General features: G+C 74.4%; 18 protein-coding genes. 7 read left to right on the top strand and 11 right to left on the bottom strand.

The window, feature by feature from the left end; all coding sequences use genetic code 11:
- Positions 1-421 precede the first annotated feature (421 nt).
- Entirely contained in the window at positions 422-784 is a 363-nt protein-coding gene (locus ACIQKA_RS10835) for a MarR family transcriptional regulator (RefSeq protein ID WP_391095385.1), read from the bottom strand.
- 381 nt (positions 785-1,165) lie between these two features.
- Here ACIQKA_RS10835 and ACIQKA_RS10840 point away from each other — a divergent pair, with 381 nt between their 5' ends.
- The 3 genes from ACIQKA_RS10840 to ACIQKA_RS10850 are packed head-to-tail and all read left to right on the top strand — an operon-like array spanning position 1,166 to position 3,607.
- Positions 1,166-1,969 (top strand): alpha/beta fold hydrolase, encoded by an 804-nt coding sequence (locus ACIQKA_RS10840; RefSeq protein ID WP_402540695.1) that lies wholly within the window; start codon positions 1,166-1,168, stop codon positions 1,967-1,969.
- On the top strand, positions 1,969-3,255 hold the full coding sequence (locus tag ACIQKA_RS10845) for a PP2C family protein-serine/threonine phosphatase (RefSeq protein ID WP_383435566.1): 1,287 nt from the start codon (positions 1,969-1,971) through the stop codon (positions 3,253-3,255). The genes ACIQKA_RS10840 and ACIQKA_RS10845 overlap by 1 nt, the downstream gene beginning before the upstream one ends.
- Before the next feature lie 13 nt (positions 3,256-3,268).
- Positions 3,269-3,607 carry an STAS domain-containing protein gene (locus ACIQKA_RS10850; protein WP_383435513.1) on the top strand — a complete coding sequence of 113 codons (339 nt, stop codon included), beginning with the start codon at positions 3,269-3,271 and terminating at the stop codon, positions 3,605-3,607.
- A 241-nt stretch (positions 3,608-3,848) separates the two neighbouring features.
- Here the strand turns inward: ACIQKA_RS10850 and ACIQKA_RS10855 are convergent, their stop codons facing one another.
- The 6 genes from ACIQKA_RS10855 to ACIQKA_RS10880 form a co-directional block, all read right to left on the bottom strand.
- The gene (locus tag ACIQKA_RS10855) at positions 3,849-6,077 is read right to left on the bottom strand and encodes a SpoIIE family protein phosphatase (RefSeq protein ID WP_402540696.1); all 2,229 of its coding nucleotides are present in this window, start codon (positions 6,075-6,077) and stop codon (positions 3,849-3,851) included.
- Positions 6,074-6,484, bottom strand: coding sequence for an STAS domain-containing protein (locus ACIQKA_RS10860; RefSeq protein WP_383154557.1), 411 nt, complete (start codon positions 6,482-6,484; stop codon positions 6,074-6,076). Before ACIQKA_RS10860 ends, ACIQKA_RS10855 begins: the two co-directional genes overlap by 4 nt.
- Positions 6,485-6,740: 256 nt before the next feature.
- On the bottom strand, positions 6,741-7,022 hold the full coding sequence (locus tag ACIQKA_RS10865) for an STAS domain-containing protein (protein WP_383154560.1): 282 nt from the start codon (positions 7,020-7,022) through the stop codon (positions 6,741-6,743).
- Positions 7,022-11,173, bottom strand: coding sequence for a SpoIIE family protein phosphatase (locus tag ACIQKA_RS10870; RefSeq protein ID WP_402540954.1), 4,152 nt, complete (start codon positions 11,171-11,173; stop codon positions 7,022-7,024). Before ACIQKA_RS10870 ends, ACIQKA_RS10865 begins: the two co-directional genes overlap by 1 nt.
- A gap of 222 nt (positions 11,174-11,395) precedes the next feature.
- Positions 11,396-12,232, bottom strand: coding sequence for a hypothetical protein (locus ACIQKA_RS10875; protein ID WP_402540699.1), 837 nt, complete (start codon positions 12,230-12,232; stop codon positions 11,396-11,398).
- Positions 12,233-12,320: 88 nt separating this feature from the next.
- Positions 12,321-12,524, bottom strand: a complete 204-nt coding sequence (locus ACIQKA_RS10880) for a DUF6059 family protein (RefSeq protein ID WP_383154566.1) — start codon at positions 12,522-12,524, stop codon at positions 12,321-12,323.
- Positions 12,525-12,711: 187 nt separating this feature from the next.
- Between ACIQKA_RS10880 and ACIQKA_RS10885 the strand changes: the two genes are divergently transcribed.
- Positions 12,712-13,485, top strand: coding sequence for a BTAD domain-containing putative transcriptional regulator (locus tag ACIQKA_RS10885; RefSeq protein ID WP_383154569.1), 774 nt, complete (start codon positions 12,712-12,714; stop codon positions 13,483-13,485).
- Positions 13,486-13,573: 88 nt separating this feature from the next.
- Here ACIQKA_RS10885 and ACIQKA_RS10890 read toward each other — a convergent pair whose 3' ends face one another.
- Positions 13,574-16,333: an AAA family ATPase gene (locus tag ACIQKA_RS10890; RefSeq protein WP_402540700.1), complete on the bottom strand. Its 2,760-nt coding sequence runs from the start codon at positions 16,331-16,333 to the stop codon at positions 13,574-13,576.
- Between the two features lie 236 nt (positions 16,334-16,569).
- Positions 16,570-18,000 carry an MFS transporter gene (locus ACIQKA_RS10895; protein ID WP_383154575.1) on the bottom strand — a complete coding sequence of 477 codons (1,431 nt, stop codon included), beginning with the start codon at positions 17,998-18,000 and terminating at the stop codon, positions 16,570-16,572.
- A 389-nt stretch (positions 18,001-18,389) separates the two neighbouring features.
- Between ACIQKA_RS10895 and ACIQKA_RS10900 the strand changes: the two genes are divergently transcribed.
- From ACIQKA_RS10900 to ACIQKA_RS10910, 3 genes are all read left to right on the top strand, one after another.
- Positions 18,390-18,986 carry a TetR/AcrR family transcriptional regulator gene (locus ACIQKA_RS10900; protein ID WP_383154578.1) on the top strand — a complete coding sequence of 199 codons (597 nt, stop codon included), beginning with the start codon at positions 18,390-18,392 and terminating at the stop codon, positions 18,984-18,986.
- A gap of 103 nt (positions 18,987-19,089) precedes the next feature.
- Positions 19,090-19,605: an allene oxide cyclase barrel-like domain-containing protein gene (locus ACIQKA_RS10905; RefSeq protein ID WP_366378923.1), complete on the top strand. Its 516-nt coding sequence runs from the start codon at positions 19,090-19,092 to the stop codon at positions 19,603-19,605.
- Positions 19,606-19,700: 95 nt separating this feature from the next.
- Complete coding sequence (locus ACIQKA_RS10910; protein ID WP_383154588.1) at positions 19,701-20,669, top strand: aldo/keto reductase; 969 nt, start codon at positions 19,701-19,703, stop codon at positions 20,667-20,669.
- 106 nt (positions 20,670-20,775) lie between these two features.
- Here ACIQKA_RS10910 and ACIQKA_RS10915 read toward each other — a convergent pair whose 3' ends face one another.
- Positions 20,776-20,982, bottom strand: coding sequence for a 4Fe-4S domain-containing protein (locus ACIQKA_RS10915; RefSeq protein WP_391095380.1), 207 nt, complete (start codon positions 20,980-20,982; stop codon positions 20,776-20,778).
- Between the two features lie 14 nt (positions 20,983-20,996).
- Positions 20,997-22,208 (bottom strand): cytochrome P450, encoded by a 1,212-nt coding sequence (locus ACIQKA_RS10920; protein WP_383160248.1) that lies wholly within the window; start codon positions 22,206-22,208, stop codon positions 20,997-20,999.
- Positions 22,209-22,231: the final 23 nt, after the last annotated feature.

The raw sequence follows: 22,231 nt of genomic DNA on the forward strand, positions 1-22,231 counted from the left end.
AGACAGGCCGCCGCCAGCCACCCGACGAGCACGGTGGTCCCTCCGGCCACCAGGTTGTCGAACCGGTACCGAAGGCGCTGGTGGAGGGTTGTGCGCTGCTGCGCCACGCGAACTCCCGGAGATGGAACGTGCCGACCGGGCGGCCGCCAGCCGCCCGCACGCACACCCTGGGGATCACGCGGCGGTCCCCGATCCGAAGCCGGCTTCTCTCACTCAGAGGTATGAACCGGGGCGAGTACCCACGGAACGTCCGGAGGGCGCCCCGGGGCGTCGAGAGGTCGGCCGGAGCCCGTGAGCGGCCCGAAGGACGACTCCCTCCAGGCCCGGAAGGCCGCGCCACCCCCCGTCCCCGGTCCCCGGAGCGGCGTGGAGACGACCGCGGGCCGTGGCCCGGCGGGCCGCGGTCGGCTTCGGTCTCCCCCTAGCCGACCCGAGGGGCTTCGGCGGGCCGTGACGGGCGCGCCTCCGTCCCTCCGGCGCGGTGCGCCTCGTCCTGGACGAGCAGGGAGAGCAGGGAGGCCACGGTCAGGCCCGCTTCCGCGGGGTGGCGGAGCACCTTGCCCGCTTCGATGCGGTACGTGTTGGTGCGTCCGTCACGGGTGTGGGAGAGGTAACCGTCCTGTTCGAGGTCGGAGATGATCCGCTGGACGGCCCGCTCCGTGAGCCGGCAGTGGGCGGCGATGTCGCGGATCCGGGCGTTCGGGTCGTCGGCGATGGCTGCCAGTACACGCGCGTGGTTGGTGACGAACGTCCAGCCTCTGTGGGACTCGGGCACTCCGATCATGTACGGCATTCTAGGGACCGTCATTACCAGACACCTAATGCATGACATACTTTTCGCGTAACAGGTGGCGTGACTCTGCGCGGGAGCCACAGGAAGGGGCCGGCGACGTCTCCGGACGGGACCGTCACGACAAGACGCGGCACCGGCGCCGTCAGCGACGGACCGGTCGGCGGGCGGCTCCCGGACCGGGCCGCGACGGCGCGGCACGCGGCACCGGAGTCGTCGTCGCGCGCGGCTCCTACGACGTGCGGACCGTCGCTCCCCCGGCCACGGCCCCGGGCACAGCGGCGGAGAAGTACCGGAAGGTGGAAGTGGTGCGCGGAGTCGTGGGGGTTCCACGACGGCGCGGGGGGATCGAACGCCGTCTGAGAGGGTGGGGACATGGACATCGAACGCAGGAACAACGTCACCGTCACCGGAAACCCGCGTGGACGGACGGTGGTGCTGGCCCACGGGTTCGGTTGTGACCAGAACATGTGGCGGCTGACCGTGCCCGCCCTGGCGCGGGACCACCGGGTCGTCCTGTTCGACTACGTGGGTTCGGGGCGTTCGGACCCGTCCGCGTTCTCGGAGGAACGCTACGGCTCCCTGGAGGGCTACGCCAGGGACGTGGTCGAGGTGTGCGAGGCGCTCGACCTGCGTGACACGGTGTTCGTGGGCCATTCGGTCAGCGCGATGACCGGCGTGCTGGCGGCGGACGCGGCACCCGGGCGCATCGGCGCGCTGGTGATGGTCGCGCCGTCCCCGCGGTACGTCAACGACGAGGGCTACCGGGGCGGCTTCAGCCGCGAGGACATCGACGAGCTGCTCGGGTCCCTGGAGGCGAACTACCTCGGCTGGTCGTCGGCGATGGCTCCGGTGATCATGGGCAATCCGGAGCGGCCCGAACTCGGCGAGGAGCTGACGAACAGCTTCTGCGCCACGGACCCGGACATGGCGCGCGTCTTCGCCCGCACCACGTTCCTCTCCGACTCGCGCGACGACCTGAAGAAGGTGACGGTGCCGACGCTGGTCCTGGAGTGCGCCCAGGACGTCATCGCCCCACGGGAGGTGGGCGCCTTCGTCCACCGGGCGATCCCCGGCTCGACGCTGGTCACCCTCGACGCCACCGGACACTGTCCCCACCTGTCCGCCCCCGAGGCCACTCACCAGGCGATCACCGGCTTCCTGGCGGGACTGCGATGATGTGCCGCACCGGGCAGGAGTCCGGCCCGCACGACGCGGACCACGAGAACGGCGAGGAAGGACCGACCGCGGCGTTCGCCGCGCTGCTGGAGGACAGCGTCGAGGAACTGTACGAGAACGCCCCCTGCGGATACCTGTCCACCTTGATGGACGGCACCGTCGCGAAGGTCAACGCCACCCTGCTGGACTGGCTCGGCCTGGAACGGGGGGCGGTGGTGGGCCGGATGCGGTTCACCGACCTGCTCACCGTGGGCGGCAGGCTCTACCACGAGACGCACTTCGCGCCCCTGCTCAGGATGCGGGGGGAGATCGGCGGCATCGCCCTGGAGATGAAGCGGGCCGGCGGGGGACGGATGCCGGTGCTGGTCTCCTCCGCCGTCAAGCACGGCGACGGCGGCGATCCCCTGCTCATCCGCACCACCGTCTTCGACGCCCGTGACCGTCGCGCCTACGAGGAAGAGCTCCTGCTGGCCCGCAAGGCGGCGGAACGGGCGCGCAAGGACGCGGAGGCCGATCGCGCCCGCCTGCAGGAGGCCCTCGCCGTACTCCAGCAGTCGCTGCTGCCCGACGCCCTGCCCACGATCCCCGGCATGGAGACGGCCGCCCACTACCGGACCGCGTCCCCGGACCGGCTGGGCGGCGATTTCTACGACGTCTTCGCCCTCGACGGGAAGCGCTGGGCGTTCTTCCTCGGCGACGTGTGCGGCAAGGGACCCGAAGCGGCGGCGGTCACCTCGCTGACCCGCTACACCCTGCGCGCCGCGGCCCTGCACGACCCCGACCCCACCGCCGTCCTGACCACCCTCAACAAGGTCCTCCACGAGCGCTACACCGCCGGGGACCCGCGCTACTGCACCGTCGTCTTCGGCATCGTCGAACCCGACGGGGAGACCGGACGGGCGGACGTCCGCCTCGCCTCGGGCGGCCATCCCCCCGCCCTCGTCCTGCGTGCCGACGGCCACGCCGGCCACCTCCCCACTCCCGGGGGCCTCCTCGTCGGCATCCTGCCCACCGCGCCCTTCGCCACCGCCACCACCACCCTGGGCCCCGGTGACACGCTCCTGCTCCACACCGACGGCCTCACCGAAGCCCGCACCGGCGGAGACCGCACCACCCTCTACGGCGACGAAGCGCTCCTCGCCTTCGCCGCCGACCACGCCGGGGAGCCCCCGGAAGCCGTCATCGAGGCACTGACCCGCCTCCTGGACGGCTTCGGCGACGGCCTGGACGACGACACCGCCCTGCTCGCCCTGGGTGTCCCACCCATCCGGCACCCGGGGCGGTGACGAAGGACACGACATGAGCCCGTTGAAGATCACCGCCCGAGACGCCGCGACCGGTCCCGTCCTGGAGGTCCTCGGCCCACTCGACTACGACACCGCCCCCGAACTGCGCGACCTGCTCGTCACCGTCGTCCTCCGGCCGGGACAGCGCCTCGTGATCGACCTGGCCGGCCTGGAGTTCTGCGACTCCAGCGGTCTCACCGCCCTGATCGTCGCCCGCAACCACGCACACGCCGCTCGGGCCGACATCGCGCTCGCCGCCGTCCCCGGCCACACCCTCCGCCTCATGAACACCACCGGTCTCGACCGGATCTTCCCCCTCCTTCCCGACGGCGAAGCCGCCACCCGGCCCTGATCCGCGGTCGCGGCACACGTCCGGCGGCACCCGAACGGCGAACGCGTCGAGCAGCTCGTCCGGTCATCACGCCCGCGAGATCCGTCCCCTCGACAGGGCGGGACCGACCGGGACACGACGGCCGCGGCTCCGCCCCGGCCGTCGAGGCGCCCACCCGTGGAGCGGTGCGTCGTCCCGCGCTGCCGGGGCGCCACCGCTTCGCGTGCTCCTCGACCGCAGGCCGGTCCGGCCCGGGCCGGCGTCACCCCCGCCGGCGGGTGGCGGTCAGGACCAGGGCCGCCTGGTCGTCGTCGATGCCGTGGTCGCCGGTGAAGGCCCGTACGGCCCGGGTGAGGGTCTCGACGATGCGGTGGGAGCCGGAGCCGCCCGGGAGGCCGGCCAGGGCCTCGGCGAGGCGGTGTTCGCCGAACTGCTCGCCGTCGGCGTCACGGGCCTCGGTGATGCCGTCGGTGTACAGCAGCAGGCTCTCGTCCGGCCGCAGGCGGAGGCGGTGGGCGGTGAGGTGGGTCTCGGGCCCGATGCCGAGGAGGGCGCCGGGCACGTCGACGGTGCGGACGGTCCCCCGGGCGTCCAGGTGGAGGGGCATGGTGTGGCCGGCGCGGACGAGTTCGACGTCCAGGCCGTCCCCGGCGGGGGTGAGCAGGCCGTAGACGAGGGTGACGAAGCCGGTGCCGTGTCCGGCGGGCCGGTTGACCAGGGCCCGGTTGACCGCTTCGACGACGGCCTCGGGGCCGGACAGGAGGGGGGCCACGGCGCGGGCCGTGTGCCGGACCAGGGCGGTGGTGGTGGCGGCGATGGCGCCGCGTCCGCAGACGTCGCCGAGCAGGAACGCCCACCGGCCCCCCTCCAGGGGGAAGACGTCGTAGAAGTCGCCGCCGATGTCGAGCCCCTCGCCGGAGGGGTGGTAGTAGGTGGCCACGTCGGCCCCGGGGACCCGGGGCAGGTCGGGCAGGAGGAGTCCGGCCTGGAGATCGCGGGCGAGGGCGGCGCGGTGGGTGTACTGGCGGGCGTTGCGCGCGGCCAGGGCGGCGCGTCGGGTGAGCTCCTCGGCCAGGGCTACGGTGTGCCCGTCAAAGGCGTGCTCGCCGGTGGACAGCAGGGTCACGGCGCCGAACGCCGTGCCCCGGTCGAGGAGCGGGAGGCACACGTAACCGGTGACCCCCAGCTCCTGCCAGGGGCCGGGCCCGGAGGGGGCGCGGCGGGCCACTTCGGTCACGCCCGAGGCGAGGACCCGGGCGACGGCGTCGTCGTCGGCGTCGTACACGGGGATGTGGGAGGCCAGCAGGTCCTGCTGGTGCCGGGTGGGGGCGGCGGCGGTGACGCGGCGCACCCGGCCGCCCTCGACGACGTCGACCGCGCCCAGCGGGGCCAGGCGCGGGACGCAGGACGCGGCCAGCCGGTTGAGGGTCTGGAGGGCGTCCAGGTCGGAGGAGAGGGCGGTGCTGGCGTTCAGGAGGAAGGCCAGGTCGCCGCGGGCGGCCTCCTCGCGGGCCTCCGCCGCCCGGCGCGCCTGTTCGGCGTGGTGGCGTTCGATGGCCAGGGCGGCGGTGTCGGCGAAGACCCGGGCGAGCGCGAGGTCGGCCTCCCCCGGGGTCCGCGGAGTGCGGTGGTACATCGCGAAGGTGCCTAGGAGCGAGCCGTCGCGGGCCAGGATCGGGGTGGACCAGCAGGCGGCCACGCCCGCCTTGTCGGCCAGGTCGCGGAAGTCGTCCCAGAACGGGTCGGTGGCGATGTCGGTGACGGTCACCGGCCGGCGGCGGTGCGCGGCGGTGCCGCAGGAGCCCACGCCCTCGCCCGTGGCGATGCCGTCGATGGCCCGGTTGTAGAAGTCGGGCAGGCTGGGGGCCGCGCCGTGGCGCAGGTGGCTCCCGTCGGCGTCGGCGAGCAGGACGGACACCAGGACCTCTTCGGGGGCGAGGTCCTCGATGACGCGGGCCATGCCCTCCAGGACCTCGGACAGGGGCGCCTGCCGGGCGATCTGCTCCAGGAGGGCCCGGTGCTCGGCCGTCAGCCGCTGCGCGTGCTGGACCTGGGTGGTCTCCACCCCGATCACCCGTACGCCCATGACGTTGCCGCCGGCGTCCAGGCGGGGTTCGTACGTGAAGTCGAAGAACGCCTCGCGGGCGTCCGCGCCCTCGCCGAGGAGCACCCGGGCGTTCCGGCCGACGTGGGCCCTTCCGGTGCGGTAGACCCGGTCGAGCAGCGCGATGAAGCCCTGGGCGGCCAGTTCCGGCATGAGCTGTCCCAGCGGCACTCCGGTGCGGGTGCGCTCCGGTCCGCCGATCGCCGCGAAGAAGGCCGGGTTCGCCGTCTCCAGCATGTGCGCCGGTCCGGCCAGGGAGGCGAAGACGGCCATCGACTGTCCGAACAGGGCCCGCAGGTCGTCCTCGGCGCCGCCCGCGGCGCGTGCCGCCGGGACCGTCGGGGCCTGGGCGGGCCGGGACGTCCGCCGTCCTGACGCGCCCGTCATCCGCCGTGTTCCTCGCTCGGACGCGCCGGGTCGTCGGTGCCCGCGGCGAGCGCGCCGCGGTCGGCCGCGTGGGCGGCGAGGGCCTCGTCGGTGTCGGCGTACAGGGAGAAGATCTGGTTCAGTCCCGTCAGGGTGAACAGGCGGTCCAGGAAGGCGGGCACCGCCGCCAGGCGCAGGACCTCGCCCCGCGCGGAGAGCTGGTTGTACAGCTTCAGCAGGGCGGTGATGCCGGTGGAGTCGCAGTACGTGAGGTGGGTGCAGTCGACCACCACCGCGCCCGTCTCCCGGTCCGGGGCCAGTTCCTCGTCCCCGGCCTCGTACAGCTGCACCGCGCTGTGGAAGTCGAGGTCCCCGCGCAGGGCGAACACCACTCCTCGCGTGTCCCGTCTGACGTCTACCGCGAACACCCTCAGTTCCCTCCGCATACGGTTTCCAGCGGGAATCCCCGGTGAAGACCGGGAGAATACTACTTTCGGCTCGGTTTGCCCGGAATCCCACTTTCCGGGCGGTGAGCCGCGGTCCTCGTCACGCCGTGTTCCGCCCGGACCGAAGCGGACCCCTACCCCCTCGTCGGCGCGCCACACCGGGACCTTCGGCCCGTCCTCCCGGTGCGTGTCCGGCGGGTCGGGGGCGCTGCTCCGGCCGTGACCCGCCGGACACGCCCTAGTGGTGCGTGGTGAGGTCGGTCAGCCCGGAGATGCTCAGGACCGGGGCCAGGAGCGGACCCGCGACGAGTTCGAGGCGGTCGGCGTGGGAGAAGAGGACGCTCAGGCCGGCGCTGTCGAGGTACTCGACGTCGGTCAGGTCGAGGACGAGCGGGCCGGGGGTGCCGTCGAGCGCGGCGGCCAGGCTGTGCGTGTTGCTCATGTCGATCTCGCCGACCACGGTCAGCACGGGCGTGCCGTCCGGCCGCCGACCGGGCGTGAGGGTCAGGGGTGCAGTCATCAGGCGATCCTCGTGTGCATGTCGACGGTGGTCCCGGTCGGTCCCCGGGTGACGGTGACCTGTTGCATCAGGGCCCGCATCAGGGCCATGCCGCGGCCCCGGTGGGCGTTGCGCTCGGGTTGGGGGACCTTCCACCGGCCGGTGTCCGCGATGGTCAGGCGCAGGTTGTCGACGGACGCCTCGGCACGGAAGTAGACGGTGTCGCCGGGCGCGTCGCGGTGTCCGTGCTCGATGGCGTTGGCACAGGCCTCGCCCGCCGCCACGAGGATGTTCTGCACGGTGCCCGGGGGCAGGTCGCACTGGTCGAGCCAGCCGCGCAGGGCCTTGCGGACGGGGGCGAGCTGGCCCGACTCGGCGGGGAAGGACATCTCCAGCGGCGCCGGGTGCCGGTAGAGCAGCAGGGCGACGTCGTCGTCGTAGCCGCCGGCGGGGGCGAGCCGGGACATGACGTCGGTGGCGAGGTCGTCGATCGCGGTGTCCCGGCCGGCCTGGAGCGCCTCGCCGGCCTGGTCGATGCCGGCGCTGAGCGGGCGGCGGCGGCGTTCGACGAGTCCGTCGGTGTAGAGCAGCAGGGTGGAGCGGGCGGAGAGGGTGCAGCGGCCCTCGGGGCGCGGGGTGCCGGGGCGGACGGCCAGGGGCAGGGAACGCCCGTCTTCGAGGAGCCGGGTGGTGCCGTCGGGGCGGACGAGGATGCCCGGGGGGTGTCCGGCGCTGGAGTAGGTGAGCTCTCCGGTGCGGGCGTCGAGGACCCCGCAGAAGACGGTGGTGCACACCGCGCCGGGGACTCCGGCGGCGAACCGGTCCAGGGCCATGAGCGCCTGGGCCGGGCCGGCGTCCTGGAGCAGCAGGGCGCGGCAGGCGCTGCGCAGCTGGCCCATGACGCTGGCGGCTTCCAGGCCGCGGCCGACGCAGTCGCCGACGACGATGCCGATGCGGCCGTCGGGCAGGATGACGGTGTCGTACCAGTCGCCGCCGACCTCCAGGGGCCGGGTGGCCGGTTCGTAGCGGACGGCGAAGCCGTCGGGGAGGTGGGACGGGCCGAGGATGGCGCGCTGGAGGGCGATGGCCGTCTCGCGCTGCTGGTCGATCTGGCGCGCGCGGGCCAGGCCCTGGGACAGGCGTCCGGCCAGGAGGGACAGCAGGAGCTGGTCCTCGCCGGTGAAGGGGCGCTGTTCGTCCAGCTCGATCCGGAGGGCGAGCGGTCCGTCGGGGTGTTCCAGGAGGACGGCGGCCCCGTTCCCGTCGGTGACGGGGGTGAGTTCCGGCTGTCCGCACAGGTCCGTGAGCGCGCGGCGGCGTTCGGCGGACAGTCCCCGCCAGGTGAGGGAGGGGTCGGTGGCGGTGAGGACGGGCTCGTCGCCGTGGCCGAAGACGGCGGCGGCGACGTGCCGGGCCTGCCACACCTCCTTCAGCTCCTCCAGGGCGCCGGCCGTGGCGTCGGGCAGGCTGGAGGCCTGGGAGAGGCGGGCGCCCAGGGCGGCCAGGGCGCTCTCGCGCTGGACGGCGTAGTGCTCCGCGGTGACGTCGCGGAAGGTTCCGACGATCACGGTGCGGCCGGTGTCGGGGTCCTGGACCTGGTTGAACGTGGCGGTGACCCACAGGCGGTGCCCGTCCCGGTGGGTGACGGGGATGGTGTAGCTGCCGCGTTCCTGACCGGTGAGCGTGGCGAAGGCGTCGGCGACCTGGCGGTGGGCCTCGGGGTGGGCGGCCGCGTCCGGCCACCAGGGGTGGACCGGCTGATACGGCAGGTCCTCGGGACCATAACCGAGGATGGTGGTGAAGGAGGCGTTGATCTCGACGACCGCGCCGTCCTCGTCGCAGACGAAGAAGGCCTCCTGGAGCGAGTCGATCAGGGCGGTGCGCCAGCGGGCGTGGTGGTTGCGCAGCCGGGTCAGCTTCACGTTGGCCTCGACCCGGGCGAGGAGTTCGGCGGCGGCGAACGGCTTGACGAGGTAGTCGTCCGCGCCCGCCCGCAGGCCCTCGATGGATGCCTCCTGTCCGGCGCGGGCGGACAGGAGCAGGACCGGCACCGAGGCGGTGCGCGGGTCGACGCGCAGCGCCCGGACCAGGTCCAGGCCGTTCAGGCGGGGCATCATGACGTCGCTGACCACCACGTCGGGGGCCTCCGCGCGGATGGCGTCGAGGGCCTGCCGGCCGTCGTCGACCGCGTGGACCAGGTGGCCGGCGCCGCGCAGCAGGCGGGTGAGGTACTCGCGCATGTCGGCGTTGTCGTCGGCGATCAGCACCCGTGCCGGGGCCGTCGGGCGGGGCGTCCGCGCGCCGTCGCCGGTCTCCGCGGCGTCCGGGGCGGCGTCGAACGCGGGAGCCGCCGCCGTGGCCCGGTCGCCCGGCAGCCAGCGCAGGGCCTCTTGGACGAAGGGGTCGGCGGTGGCGGGGAACGCGTCGGTCTCCGTCTCCGCGCCGACCGGGTCGGGGCCGGTCGCCGGCCGGACGGCGTCGGCGGGCAGGTGCGCCGTGCCGAAGGGCAACCGGACGGTGAAGCGGGTGCCCTCCCCCTCGGTGGAGGAGGCGGTGATGGTGCCGCCGTGCAGGCCGACCAGCTCCTTCACCAGGGCCAGGCCGATGCCGCTGCCCTCGCCGGAGCGGGAGCGGGCGTTCTCGATGCGGTGGAACCGTTCGAACAGCCGGGGCATCTCCTCGGCCGCCACGCCGATCCCGGTGTCCGCGACCGTCACCACGGCCCCGCCGTCCTCCGCGCGCACGCCCACGCGGATCGCGCCGTCGAAGGTGAACTTCAGCGCGTTGCTGAGGAGGTTGAGGACCACCTTCTCCCACAGGCCGCGGTCGACGTACACCGGCTCGGGCAGGGGCGCGCAGTCGACGTGGAAGTCCAGGCCGGCCCGGTCGACGGCGGAGCGGAAGACGCTGGCCAGCTCGCCGGTGACGGCGGCCAGGTCGACCGGTTCGTAGCTCGCCTCCATCCGGCCCGCCTCGATGCGGGAGAAGTCGAGGAGCGTGTTGACCAGCTTGCCGAGGCGCAGTCCGTTGCGGTGGACGGCCCGCAGCTCCTCCCGCACCTGCGGCTCCGCGTCGGCGAGCTGCTGCCGCAGTTCCTGGACCGGTCCCATGATCAGGGTCAGGGGAGTCCGGAACTCGTGGCTGATGTTGGAGAAGAAGGTCGTCTTGGCGCGGTCGAGTTCCGCGAGCTCCTCGGCGCGGCGCTGCTGCGCCTGGTAACCGCGGGCGCTGGCGACCCCGGTGGCCACGTGCCCGGCGACCAGCTCCACGAAGCCCCGGTAGCCCTCGTCCAGGGCGCGGTAGCGGTTCAGGCCGGCCACCATGAAGCCGTACGGCGCCCCGCCCTGCTGGAGCAGGGGGACGACCAGCGCCTGGGTGGGGGCCTCTTCCCAGGCCCCGGAGGGCAGGTCGCCGAACGGTTCGCCGTCCAGGGGCACCAGCAGGGACTCCCCGCGGGCCGGGGCGTCCGTCGGCCACACGGACGTGGAGCCGGCGGGGAGGGTCTCCGCCGCCGCGGGGTGGCCGGCCGGGATGCCGACGGCGGAGAAGAGGCGGGCGGTGCCGTCCTCCTGGAAGAGGTAGGTCAGGGCGAACGGCAGGTCGTGCGGGTTGCGGCGGAGCTGCTCGCCGGCGAAGTCGAGCATCTCCGGCTCGGTGCGGATGACGCTCGGGTCGGAGCCCAGGTCGCGCAGGGTCGCCATGCGGCGCTCGCCGATGACGCGCTCCGTGTCCTCGCTGACCACGCACAGCATGCCCACGACGACGCCGTCGTCGTCGCGCAGCGGGCTGTAGGAGAAGGTGTGGTAGCTCTCCTCGGGGTAGCCGGAGCGCTCGACGAACAGCAGCAGCGCCTCGTCCCAGGTCGCCTCGCCGCCGGTCAGGACGGTGTCGATGCGCGGACCGATGTCGTTCCAGATCTCGGACCACACCTGGCTGGACGGCCGGCCCAGTGCCCAGGGGTACTTCTGTCCCAGGGTGTCGCGCCGGTAGGCGTCGTTGCAGAAGAACGTCAGCTCCGGCCCCCAGGCCATCCACATGGCGAACTTCGACGACAACAGGATGCTCACGGCGGTCCGCAGGCTCTGCGGCCAGTCCTGCGGCGGCCCCAGCGGCGTCGCCGCCCAGTCCACCCGGGCGAGGTCCTCGCCGATCCCCCTGTCGGCACCGAACACCCCGGTCACAGCCGTCGACGGCGTGGCGGGCCCGCCACCCTCCGAGCGCGTCACAGACCACCCTTTCGTCGCACGCCACAGGTCCGGTACCCCGTGGGAGACGCCGGAGTGCTTCTCCACCGCACCGGGGATTCACTGGCGTATCCGTAGGATAAGACAACCGCACACGTGGTGACGGCCCCGGTGGTCGGCGGCGGGCGGGGCGGGGCTCCGGGTGTCCCGTCAGATCCGCGGCGCGGCGTCCAGGAACCGGTGCAGGGAGGCCGTCACGGCGGTCACGAAAGCGTCGCGGGTCCGGTCGGGGACCCGGTCGAGGGACAGGTAGGGGTTGAGGTCCTCCAGCTCGACCAGGAGCAGTCCGCCGTCCTGGGTGCGGCAGGCGTCCACCCGCTGGATGCCGTGGTCGAGGGTGTTCCAGTCGATGAAGCGGCGGGCGAAGGCCAGGTCGGCGTCGGTCGGCCCGTAGGGTTCGAGGACCCAGCGCCGGCCGGTGTCGGGGGCGTGCAGGGCGTACTGGAAGGTGTCGTCGACGTAGTAGAAGGACACCTCGTAGCGGAAGTCGACGCCCGGCTGGACCAGGATGTCGCCGTACGGGAGGCCGTCGAGCCGGTCCCGGGGCACGAAGGTCAGGCCGATGGAGTCGGCCCCGTCCTTCGGCTTGACCGCGTACCGCTCGGCCGGGGGCAGCACGTGCAGGTCCTCGGGGCGGTCGACGGTGGGGATGACCGGGTACCCCTCCGCCGTCAGGTCCAGGAGGTACTGCTTGCCGGCCATGTCCCCGCGCCCGTGCAGGGGGTTGTAGACCCGGGTGCCCCGCGCGGCGGCCTTCGCGCGGAACGCGTCGTACTCCTCGCGGTAGTGCAGCACCGGCCCGCTGTTGCGGACCACGACCGCGTCGAAGGCGTCCATCAGCGCCGCGGCGTCCAGGGGGTGGCACAGGGCCACGTCGAAGGCCTCGCGCAGCCGCGAGGTCAGGAGCACGTCCTCGTCGCAGTAGCGCCGCCCCCGGGCCTGATAGGCGAGATCGGTCACGAACAGGATGCTGGGGCGGACGGGCATGGTGCGTCTCCTCGTGGTGTGACGACCAGCCTAGACGCGGGTGCGAGGGGTGCTCCGGCGGGGTGGGGCCGCGCGGTTCGGGGACGTGTCACCGGGTCCCGCCCGTGAGGTCGTTCCACAGGGCCCGTTCCCGGTCCGTCGGCGGGACGTCCGGGCACAGGCGTTCCGGGTGGCCGGGGGCGGGGCCGGTGGGGTCGGCGGGTGGGGGGACGGGGATGTGGACCCAGAGGTGGCCGAAGGCGATCAGGGCCTCCCACAGCCCCGTCAGGCGGCGGAGGACGAAGAGCGGCATCCCCGCACTCTCGGGCCGGGTGCCAAAGCGGCGCCAAAGCCGGAGGCCGGGGCCGTGCCACGGGCGGCGGACGCGGGCGGCGCGCGATACGTACGTACTTTCCCCGATGCGTGGACCCCGGGACGGAGGTGACAGTGAATCAGCCACCGAAGCACAGACACCTGTTCCCCTACTGGACGAGGACTCGATGCGCTACGAACTCCTTGGGCCCCTCCGCGTGCGCCACGCCGAGCAGAACCATTCGCTGTCCGCCCCGAAGGTGGAGGCGACGCTCGCCGCCCTGCTGATCGGGAGCGGCCGGGTCATCACCAAGGAACGGCTCGTCACGGAGCTGTGGGGGGACAGACCACCACGCAGGGCCTCGGCCGCGGTCCACGTGTACATATCCCAGCTCCGCAAGTTCCTGGCCCGCGCGGGCGCGCCGGAGGGCGGGGCCATCGTCACCCGGCCGCTCGGGTACGAGCTGCGGCTCGACGGGGCCGCCTGGGACGTCGAGGAGTTCAAGGAGGCCATGCGGCTGGGCCGCGACCTGCGGGCGGCCGGGCGGCACGAGGAGGCCCTGGACCACTTCGAGCGGGCCACGGGGCTGTTCCGGGGCCCGGTGCTCGACGGGCTCGCGGAGGGGCCGGTCCTCACCTCGTTCGCGACCTGGGCGGAGGAGGAACGGCTCCAGGGCCTGGAGCTGTCGGTGGAGGCGCGCACGGCGCTCGGCCGGCACCGCGAGGTGATCGGGCTGCTGAGCACGCTGACCGCGCAGCATCCGCTGCGGGAGTCGTTCTACCGGCAGTTGATGCTGGTGCTGTACCGCTCGGAGCGGCAGGCCGAGGCCCTTCAGGTCTACCGCTCGGCGCAGCGGGTGCTGCGGGCCGAACTGGGTCTCGAACCGCACCGTTCGCTGCGGCTGCTGCACCGGGCGATCCTCACCTCCGACCGGCTGCTCGACCTGCCCACGGCGGGCTGAGCGCCGCCCGGGGCGCGTCCCCGGAGCCGGGCGGAGGCCTCCGGCCGGGCCCGGGGACGTCTTTCCGCCCCCGGGCGGAGGGCCGCGCTCAGGCCGCGCGCGCCATCAGCCGGACCAGCGCGGCGCGGGTGTGGACGCCGAGCTTGCTGTAGATCCGGGTGAGGTGGACGTCGACCGTGCGGGGGCTGACCAGGAGCCGTGCGGCGATGTCCCGGGTCTTCAGCCCCTCCCCCGCGAGCTCCGCGACCTGCCGCTCCCGCAGGGTGAGTTCGGCCAGCGCGCCGCCGTCCGGGCCCTCGTGGGCGCGGGCCTCCGCGGTCGCGGCGCGGGCGAGGTCGCGGGCGCGCATCCCGGCCGCCGTCTCGCCGAGCAGCCCGTACGCCTCCTCGTAGCGGCGCGCCGCCCGCTCCGGGAGCGAGCGCGCCCGCAGGTCGTGGCCGCGGGCCAGCAGGGCGTGGCCGCGCTGCTCGGCGACGTTGACCGTGGCCGCGACGGACTCGGCGCGGTGCGCCCACTCGCCCGCCTCGGCGCCCGTGGCCGCGCAGGCGGCCGCGAGGAGTTCGTACACGCGCGGCGCGAGGATGGCGGGCGGTTCGGGCATCCGGCGCGTGTCGGCCGGGAACAGCAGCGCCAGCGCGCCCGCGCCGTCCCCGGCGGCGAGCGCCGCCTCGGCGTGCAGCAGGGCGACGACGGAGGTGCGGGGCAGGTCGCCGTGGGCCGGGTCCGGCGCGGTGCGGCGGGGCCGGAGCGGCCCGGTGTCCCCGAGCCAGGCCCAGGCGGCGGCGGTGACGGCGTCGGCGAGCGTCACGAGGTGGTTCCGGCCCGCGGCGAGGGCGACGGCGCGGGCCTCCTGCGCGGTCTCCAGCGCCTCGGCCATCCGGCCCGACTGGTAGGTGACGTAGGCGAGGACGTTGAGCAGCGCGGGCAGCAGGGGCACGTCGCCGCGCAGCCGGGCCGCGGCGAGCCCCCGCTCCACGTGGGCCTGCGCCGGGCCGTACCAGCCCATGGCCGACTCTCCGCAGGCCAGGACGAGCAGGTAGCAGGCGAAGACGTCGGCGCAGTCCCGCGCGCCCGGCTCCAGGCCGTCGAGGAGCTGGGCGCTCGCGTCCAGGGCGCTCTCGGCGGCGCTCGGGTCCCCGGCGAAGACGGTGCTCAGGCCCTGGAGCGCCAGCGCGCCGCCGGCGGTGAGCGGGGAGGCGCCCGCCAGGTGCCGGTTCAGCGCCTCGACGTCCGCGCGGGGCGGGAGCTGGCCGGCGAGCACCCACAGGAGCTGGGACTGCACGTGCAGCGCGGCCTCCTGCTCCGGACTCGTGTGGCGGGCCGAGAGCAGCGGGACGAGCAGGGCCTGCGCCTCCTCGACCAGGCCGGCGGCGGCCTGGACCAGGGCGAGCGGGACGACGGCGGGCACCCGCTCGGCGGCGGGCCGGTCGGCGAACGCCGCGAGGACCTCGCGGGTCACGGAGCGCAGCCGGGTGAGGTCGCCCTCGGCCGCCAGGGCGCGGACGACGGGCAGCCACACGTCGCGCCCGACCAGGTCGGGACCGGATCCGTCCGGTGCCGCCCGCTGGAGCCGCAGGGCGAAGACCGTCCACTGGGCGGCGCGGCGGGCGCGGCCCGCGGGCAGGGCGTCCTTGGTCGCGGCGACCAGGGCGGTCCGGTCCTCGGGGGTGGCGAGGGCGCCGGAGCGCACGATGTGCGGGGCGAGGTCCACCGGCGGGGCGCCGCGGCGGGTGAGGTGGACGAGGGCGCGGCGGTGCGCCTCGACGCGCCAGCAGGCGTCGGCCTCGGCGTACAGGAAGTCCCGCAGCAGGGTGTCGCGGAAGGCCAGGGTGCCGGGGCGGAGCGCGGTGCGGACGAGGTCGCGGCCTTCGAGGGAGCCGAGGGCGTGGCAGACCTCGGCGTGGGGCGACCGGGTGACGGCGGCGACCGACTCGACGTCGAAGGCCTCGCCGAGGACGGCGGCGGCGTGCGCGGCGAGGCGTTCCTGCGCGGTCAGGGGGGCGCATTCGGCGAGCAGCCGGGTCTCCAAGTCCCGGCGGACGTCGAGGTGGGCGGGGTCGTCGGGTCCGCCGTCGGCGGCGGCGAGGGCGACGAGGCGGAGCGGGTTGCCCCCGCTGCGGGCGTGGAGCCGGCGCAGTCGCGGGGTGTCGGGCGCGGCGCCCAGGAGTTCGGCGCTCTGCGCGGGGGTGAGCGGTCCGAGGCCCACCTCGTCGACGGTGCCGAGTTCCACGCCGTGCCGGACCGCGAGCCGCAGTCCGACGGAGGCCTGGCGCGGGCGGTGGGCGACGACGGTGACGAGCCCGCCGCCCACCGGTCTGCGGATGAGGGTCTCCAGGAGGCGCACGGAGCACGGGTCGGCCCAGTGGAAGTCGTCGAGGACCAGCAGGAGTCCGTGCGGTGCGGCGGCGGCGCAGTCGGCGAGCAGGGCGCGCAGTTCGGCGTAGTACCGGCAGCCCCGGGTGAGTCCGCCGCCGGCCGGGACGAGGGCGTCGGGGTCCCGGGGCGGGCGGGCGAGCCGGTGGAGCAGGCGGGCGATCTCCGGCGACGGGCCGTCGGCGCCGGGCGCTCCCGGGGTGCCCGGGCCGCCGAGGGCCTCCAGGAAGGGCGCGAAGGAGGCCGGTTCCCCGGCGTCGGCGACGCACAGGCCGCGCAGCGTCACGAGGCCTTCGCGCCGGGCGTCCGCGGCCAGTGCGGTGAGCAGGGCCGTCTTGCCCGAGCCGGGGTCGCCGGTGAGTTCCACGACGGTGTCGCGGCCGATCGCGGCCGACCGGACGATCTGCCTGAGGGCGTGCCGTTCCGTGTGGCGGACGGTGGTGCGTGCGTGTCTCGATTCGAGGGCGGTGACCATGGCGGCAGGTCTCCTTCCGCGGTCTGAACTGCGGTCCGGGCACCCCGGGATCGCGCGGAACGCGGGGCGGACAGCAGCATAGGAGAGCGGAGGGAGGGAGGTTTGTCCCGCAACAAAACCTTCATGCAACCGCGTGCGGACGGGCCGGCGGGCCGGGAGGGACGTCCCGGCCCGCCGGCGGCTGCTCCGCCCCGGGGCCGCGGCGGCCGCTCCGGCCCCCGGTCCCGGCGGGCGGTTCACTCCCGGGGCGCGGCGGCCGTCTTCCTCGCCCCGGGGCCGTACCAGAACAGGACGGCGACGAGCAGTGCGAGGACGGTCAGCCCCGAGGCCCAGAGGAAGACGGAGGAGATGGTGTCGGCGGTCTCGCCGCTGCCTCCGGTGAAGGGGACGAGCAGCACCGCGAGGCCGACCGAGCCGCCGATGGTCAGGGCGGTCTGCAGGACGCCGGCCGTGACGCCGGCGTACTCGGGCGGGGCCGTCGTCAGGATGATCATGTTGAACGGGATGATGGCCACGCCGACCCCGACGCCGATCAGCACGATCTGGGGCAGGACTCCGGTGGCGTACGTGCTGTCGCCGTCGAGCAGGCTCAGCCAGGCCACTCCGGCGAGGACGACGACCAGGCCGCCGATCGCGCGGAGCTTGAGGTCGATCGCGGCGACGCGCGGGGTGAGGACCTGGGTGGTGAGCAGCAGGGCGGCGCCGAAGGGCAGGATCGCGAGGCCGCTCTGCAGGGCGTTCAGGTCCAGCACGTTCTGGAGGTACTGGACCAGGTAGATGAGGTAGCTCGTCAGGACGGCGGCGAGCAGCAGCAGGTTCAGGAAGGAGCCGGCGCGCACCCGGTCGGCGAAGATCCGGCCGGGCAGGAGGGGTTCGGCGCTGCGCCCGTCGACGGCGAACAGCGCGATCCACAGCACGGCGGAGACGGCGAGCGGGACGACGGTTCCGGTGTCGCTCCAGCCCTTCTCGGCGGCGTGCACGAATCCGTATACGAGGGCGGTCACCGCGCCGCCGACGAGGACGGCGCTGGGCAGGCCGAGGGAGCGGCGGCGGGTGGGGCCGTCGTCGGTGCCGAGCGCCTTGACGGTGACCAGGACCAGGACGAGGCCGACGGGGACGTTGACGAGGAGGCTCCAGCGCCAGTCCCCGACCCAGGTCAGGAGGCCGCCGAGGACCATGCCCGCGGACGCGCCGAGTCCGGTGACGGTGGAGTAGAGGCCGAAGGCGCGCTGTCGGCGTTCGCCCTCGAAGACGAGGGCGAGGAGGGCGAGTCCGGTCGGTCCGGCGACGGCGGCGCCGGCGCCCTGGAGGGCGCGTCCGACGAGCAGGACCTCCAGGTTGGGGGCGAGGCCGGCGAGCAGCGAGGCGGCGACGACGAGCAGGATGCCGCCGAGGAAGACCTTGCGGTGGCCGAGGACGTCGCCGAGCCGGCCGGCCAGGAGCAGCAGGCCGCCGAAGGCGAGGAGGAAGGCGTTGGGCACCCAGGAGGCCGAGGCGACGGTGACGTCGAGGTCCTCCTGGAGGGCGGGCAGGGCGACGTTCACGATGGTGCCGTCGAGCTGGAGCATGAACTCGGCGCCGACGATGGCGGTGAGGGCGAGGCCCCAGGGGGCGCGTGCGGGGGCGGCGTCCTTCGGGATGCCGTCGGGGACGGTTTCTGCGGTCACGGGTGGTCCTCCACGGTCGGCGGCCGTCCGCCGGGATGCGGATCGGGCGGAGCGGGTCGGGCGGGGCGGGCAGGGCGGGTCGAGCGAATCGAGCGGGATCGGGCCGAGTGGGGTCGGGTGCGGCGGAACGGGTGCGGAACGAGTGGGTCGGGTCGGGTGGGGCGGTCCGGAGGGAAGGGCTCGGGTGGAGCGGCTTCGGTGGAGCGGGGCGGGGCGGTGATGCCGCCGGAAGCGGGGCGTCCGGCAGGGGGTCCACCGGGGTGGCGGAGCCGTCGGCGCACGGCCGTCCGGTGCGCGGCCGTCCGGCGCGGGCTACTATCGTGAGACAGCCTCAGGTTAATTGCCCGCAGTTAACCTGAGGCGACCTCAGGTAGTCAAGTGGAGGCCCCGTGGCAGACAACCCGCCCTACATCGCGCAGCGCCCGAAGCGGGCCGACGGCGCCCGCAACTACGACGCGATCCTGGCCTCGGCCCGCAAGGCCTTCGAGGCGGAGGGCTCCGACGCCTCCCTGGAGGACATCGCCGCCCGGGCCGGCGTCGCGATCGGCACGCTCTACCGGCACTTCCCGACCCGCGCCGCGCTGGTCGAGGCGGCCACCCGGGACGGCCTCGCCGACCTCGTCGCGCGCGCCGAGAGCCTGGCCGGGGACGGGGATCCGCTGGAGGCGCTGGCCGCCTGGATGAGCCGCGCCGTACGGCACTTCAGCACGTTCCGCGGCCTGGTCGGCATCCTCACCCGGAGCATGTACGACGAGGGCACGCCCTCGCACGCCGCGTGCGCCGCGATGCACAGCAGCGGCGCGGAGCTGCTGCGCGCCGCCCAGCGGGCCGGACGGGTGCGCGCCGATGTCACGCCGGACGAGCTGTTCGACCTGCTCAGCGGGGCGGCCTGGGTACGGGAGAACGCGCTGCCCGGCGGTGGGGAGCGCGGCGACCGGCACCTGCGGCTGGTCCTGGAGGGCATCGTCACGCGCCCGCAGGCCTGACGGGCGTCGGCAGACGGCCCCGCTCCGGCCCTTTAGGACCGCTTGAGAGGGCCCTCCTAGCGTCGGCCGGGAATCGGCACATCCCGCATCAGGAGGGCTCATCGTGGTGTTGCAGGTCCTGTCCGACTGGCTCACGCCGCTGGTCGCGACACCCCCGAAGACCGTCTCCCCGGAGGTCGGCGCCCTTCGCGACACCGGCAGGTCGCTGATCCTGCGCGACCTCACAGAGAAGGTCGTCGCGTACGAGTCGAACAACCCGGATCCCACCGGCACCACGCCCACCGAGAAGGACTTCGCCACCGTCCGGCTGGAGATCTTCGGTCCCGACGGCACGCGGATCGGGCGGACCGAAGGCGCCGGCCGGATGCTCTACCGCCGGGAGGAGGACGGGCACTTCATCGCGTACTTCGGCGAGGAGATCACGCTCGACGACGGCAACGTCGTCCGGGCGGGCGGGCTCGTCGACGACGCCCGGCTGACCGCGGGCGAGCACGCGACGTTCCCCGCCGTCGTGGTCAGCGGTCCGCTGCGCGGGGCGATCGGCTTCCGGCAGTTCCGCCCCGTGGCCAAGGAGTCGCACACGACATACGAGTCCTCGATCGTCCTGTACCGGAGGTGACGGCCGCCGTGTCACCGACCCCCGCGGCGCGCCCCGCCGCCCCTCCGCCCGCACCTCCCTCCCCCGCACCCCCCGCACCGCTTCCCACCCGCCGCATCGGCTCCCTGACCGTGGGCGCCCAGGGCCTCGGCTGCCTGGGCCTGTCCGAGTTCTACGGGCCGGTCGCCCCGGAGACCGCGATCGCCACGATCCGGCGCGCCCTCGACCTGGGCGTCACCCTCCTCGACACCGCCGACGTGTACGGGCACGGCGCGAACGAGGAGCTGGTCGGCCGGGCGATCGCCGGGCGCCGCGACGAGGCGGTGATCTCGACGAAGTTCGGCGTCGTCCGGCCCGGACCGGGCGTCGGCACGGGCATCCGCGGCGACGCGGCCCACGTCCGGGAGAGCTGCGAGGCCTCGCTCCGCAGGCTCGGCGTCGAGCACATCGACCTGTTCACGCTCACCCGCCCCGACCGGAACGTCCCCGTCGAGGAGACCGTGGGGGCGCTGGCCGAACTCCGGAAGGAGGGCAAGATCCGTGAGTTCGGGCTGAGCGAGGCGGGACCGCGGACCCTGGAGCGGGCGCACGCCGTCGCCCCGGTGGCCGCGCTGCAGACCGAGTGGTCGCTGTGGTCGCGGGGCATCGAGCGCGAGGTGGCGGGGGTGTGCCGGCGGCTCGGCATCGCGATCGTCCCGTACGCGCCGCTCGGCCGCGGGTTCCTGACCGGCACGGTCCGCTCCGCCGACGCGTTCGGCGAGGGCGACTTCCGCGGCTTCGGACTGCCCCGGTTCACCCGGGACAACCTCGCCGCGAACCTGCCGCTGGCCGACCGGCTCTCCGCACTCGCGGCCGAACTCGGCACGACCCCGGCCCGGTTGGCGCTGGCCTGGCTGCACCACCGGGGGCCCGACGTCGTTCCCGTGCCCGGCACCGGCAGCCTGGAACACCTGGCGGAGAACGCCTCGGCGGTCGGCCTCCGGCTCGGCCCGTCCCAGCTGGCGGCGGTCGAGGCGGCGGTCCCGGCGGACGAGGTCCACGGCGCCCGCTGGAACGAGCAGAGCCTCGCGTACATCGAGGAGTGACGGACGGGCTCGTTCGGGGCCGTCCGGGCCGCAGGAAGGACGGTGGGGCGGCCTCCCTCTCGGGGAGGCCGCCCCACCGTCCTTCCTGCGTTCTCTTCGCCGGCCCCTACCCGGGCACCTCCTCCCGCGACAGCGAGAGGGCCCGCGACGGGCAGAGGTCCACGGCCAGTTCGAGCTCCTCCAGGAGGTCCTCGCCCGGCTTCTCCTCCACGACCACCACCAGGCCGTCGTCGCCGTGGTCGAAGACCCCGGGGACGGTGACCGCGCAGTGTCCGGCCGCCATGCAGCGGTTCCGGTCGGCGTGCACCCGCATCGTCGTCCCCTCCCTCACCACTCGACCGGCAGGCGGTGCACGCCCTGCATCGTCCCGCCGCTGCGGGAGGGCAGTTCGGCGACCGGAACCGCCGGCCGCAGTCCCGGGATCCGGGCGAACAGCGTGGTGAAGGCCACCTCCAGCTCCATCCGCGCCAGGTTCTGGCCCAGGCACTGGTGGATGCCGAAGCCGAACGCGAGGTGCTGCCGGGCCGCCGCCGCGCCGCCGCGGCCCTCGGAGCGGTGGATGTCGAAGGTGTACGGGTCCTCGTACACGGCGGGGTCGCGGTTGGCCATCGAGGAGGAGACGAGGATCCCCTCCCCCGCCCTGATGACCTCCCCGTCGATCTCGATGTCCTCCTTCGCGACCCGGACGCCGGAGACGTCCGTCACGGAGACCATCCGCAGCAGTTCGTCGACGGCCGCCGGGACCGCCTCCGGCGGTGCCGCGCGGAACGCGGCCAGCTGGTCCGGGTGTTCGAGGAGGGTGACGACGCCGAGGGCGATCATCTGCGAGGTCGTGTCGTGGCCGCCGATCAGCAGGGCCAGCGCGATCCGCAGCAGGTCCTCCCGGGTGAGGTCCTCGCCGTCGACCCGGCCGGCCAGCCGCCCGAGCACCCCGTCGCCGCCGCCCGGGGTGCGCTCCTTCGCGGTGACGAGCTCGTCGAGGTAGTCCCACAGCGCCCGGCCCGCCGCCTCCGCGCCCTCGGCGTCCTTCGCCTGGAGCAGTCCCGCGGTCTTCTCCTCGAAGAAGGCGTGGTCCTCGTACGGGACGCCGAGCAGCCGGGAGATCACCATCGAGGGGATCGGCAGGGCGAAGTCCTCGACCAGGTCCGCGGGCGGCCCCTTGCGGAGCATGTCGTCCACCAGCCCGCCGGTCAGTTCCTCGACCCCGGCGCGCATCTCGCGGACGTGCTTGAGGCTGAAGTCGGGGGCGAGCAGGCGGCGGTGCACGTCGTGCACCGGCGGATCGAAGCCGATGACGGCGATCGGTTTGAAGATGGGCGCCTCGAAGCGCGGCAGCACCACGGGGAAGTCGTCCCGGGAGCGGTCGGCGGAGAGCCGCGGGTCGGCGAGGAGCTTCCGGCCGGTGGCGTGTCCGGTGACCATCCAGAGGGACGATCCGTCCCACAGGGACACCCGGTGCAGCGGTCCGTTCCGCCCGAGTTCCCGGTAGCCCGGGGAGGGTTGGTAGGGGCAGGTCCTGTCCTGGGGATAGGAGAGCACCGTAAGCGTTCCTTCCGTCGTGT

Origin of the sequence: Streptomyces sp. NPDC092045 (assembly GCF_044756005.1) — a bacterium.
Classification (GTDB): Bacteria; Actinomycetota; Actinomycetes; order Streptomycetales; family Streptomycetaceae; genus Streptomyces.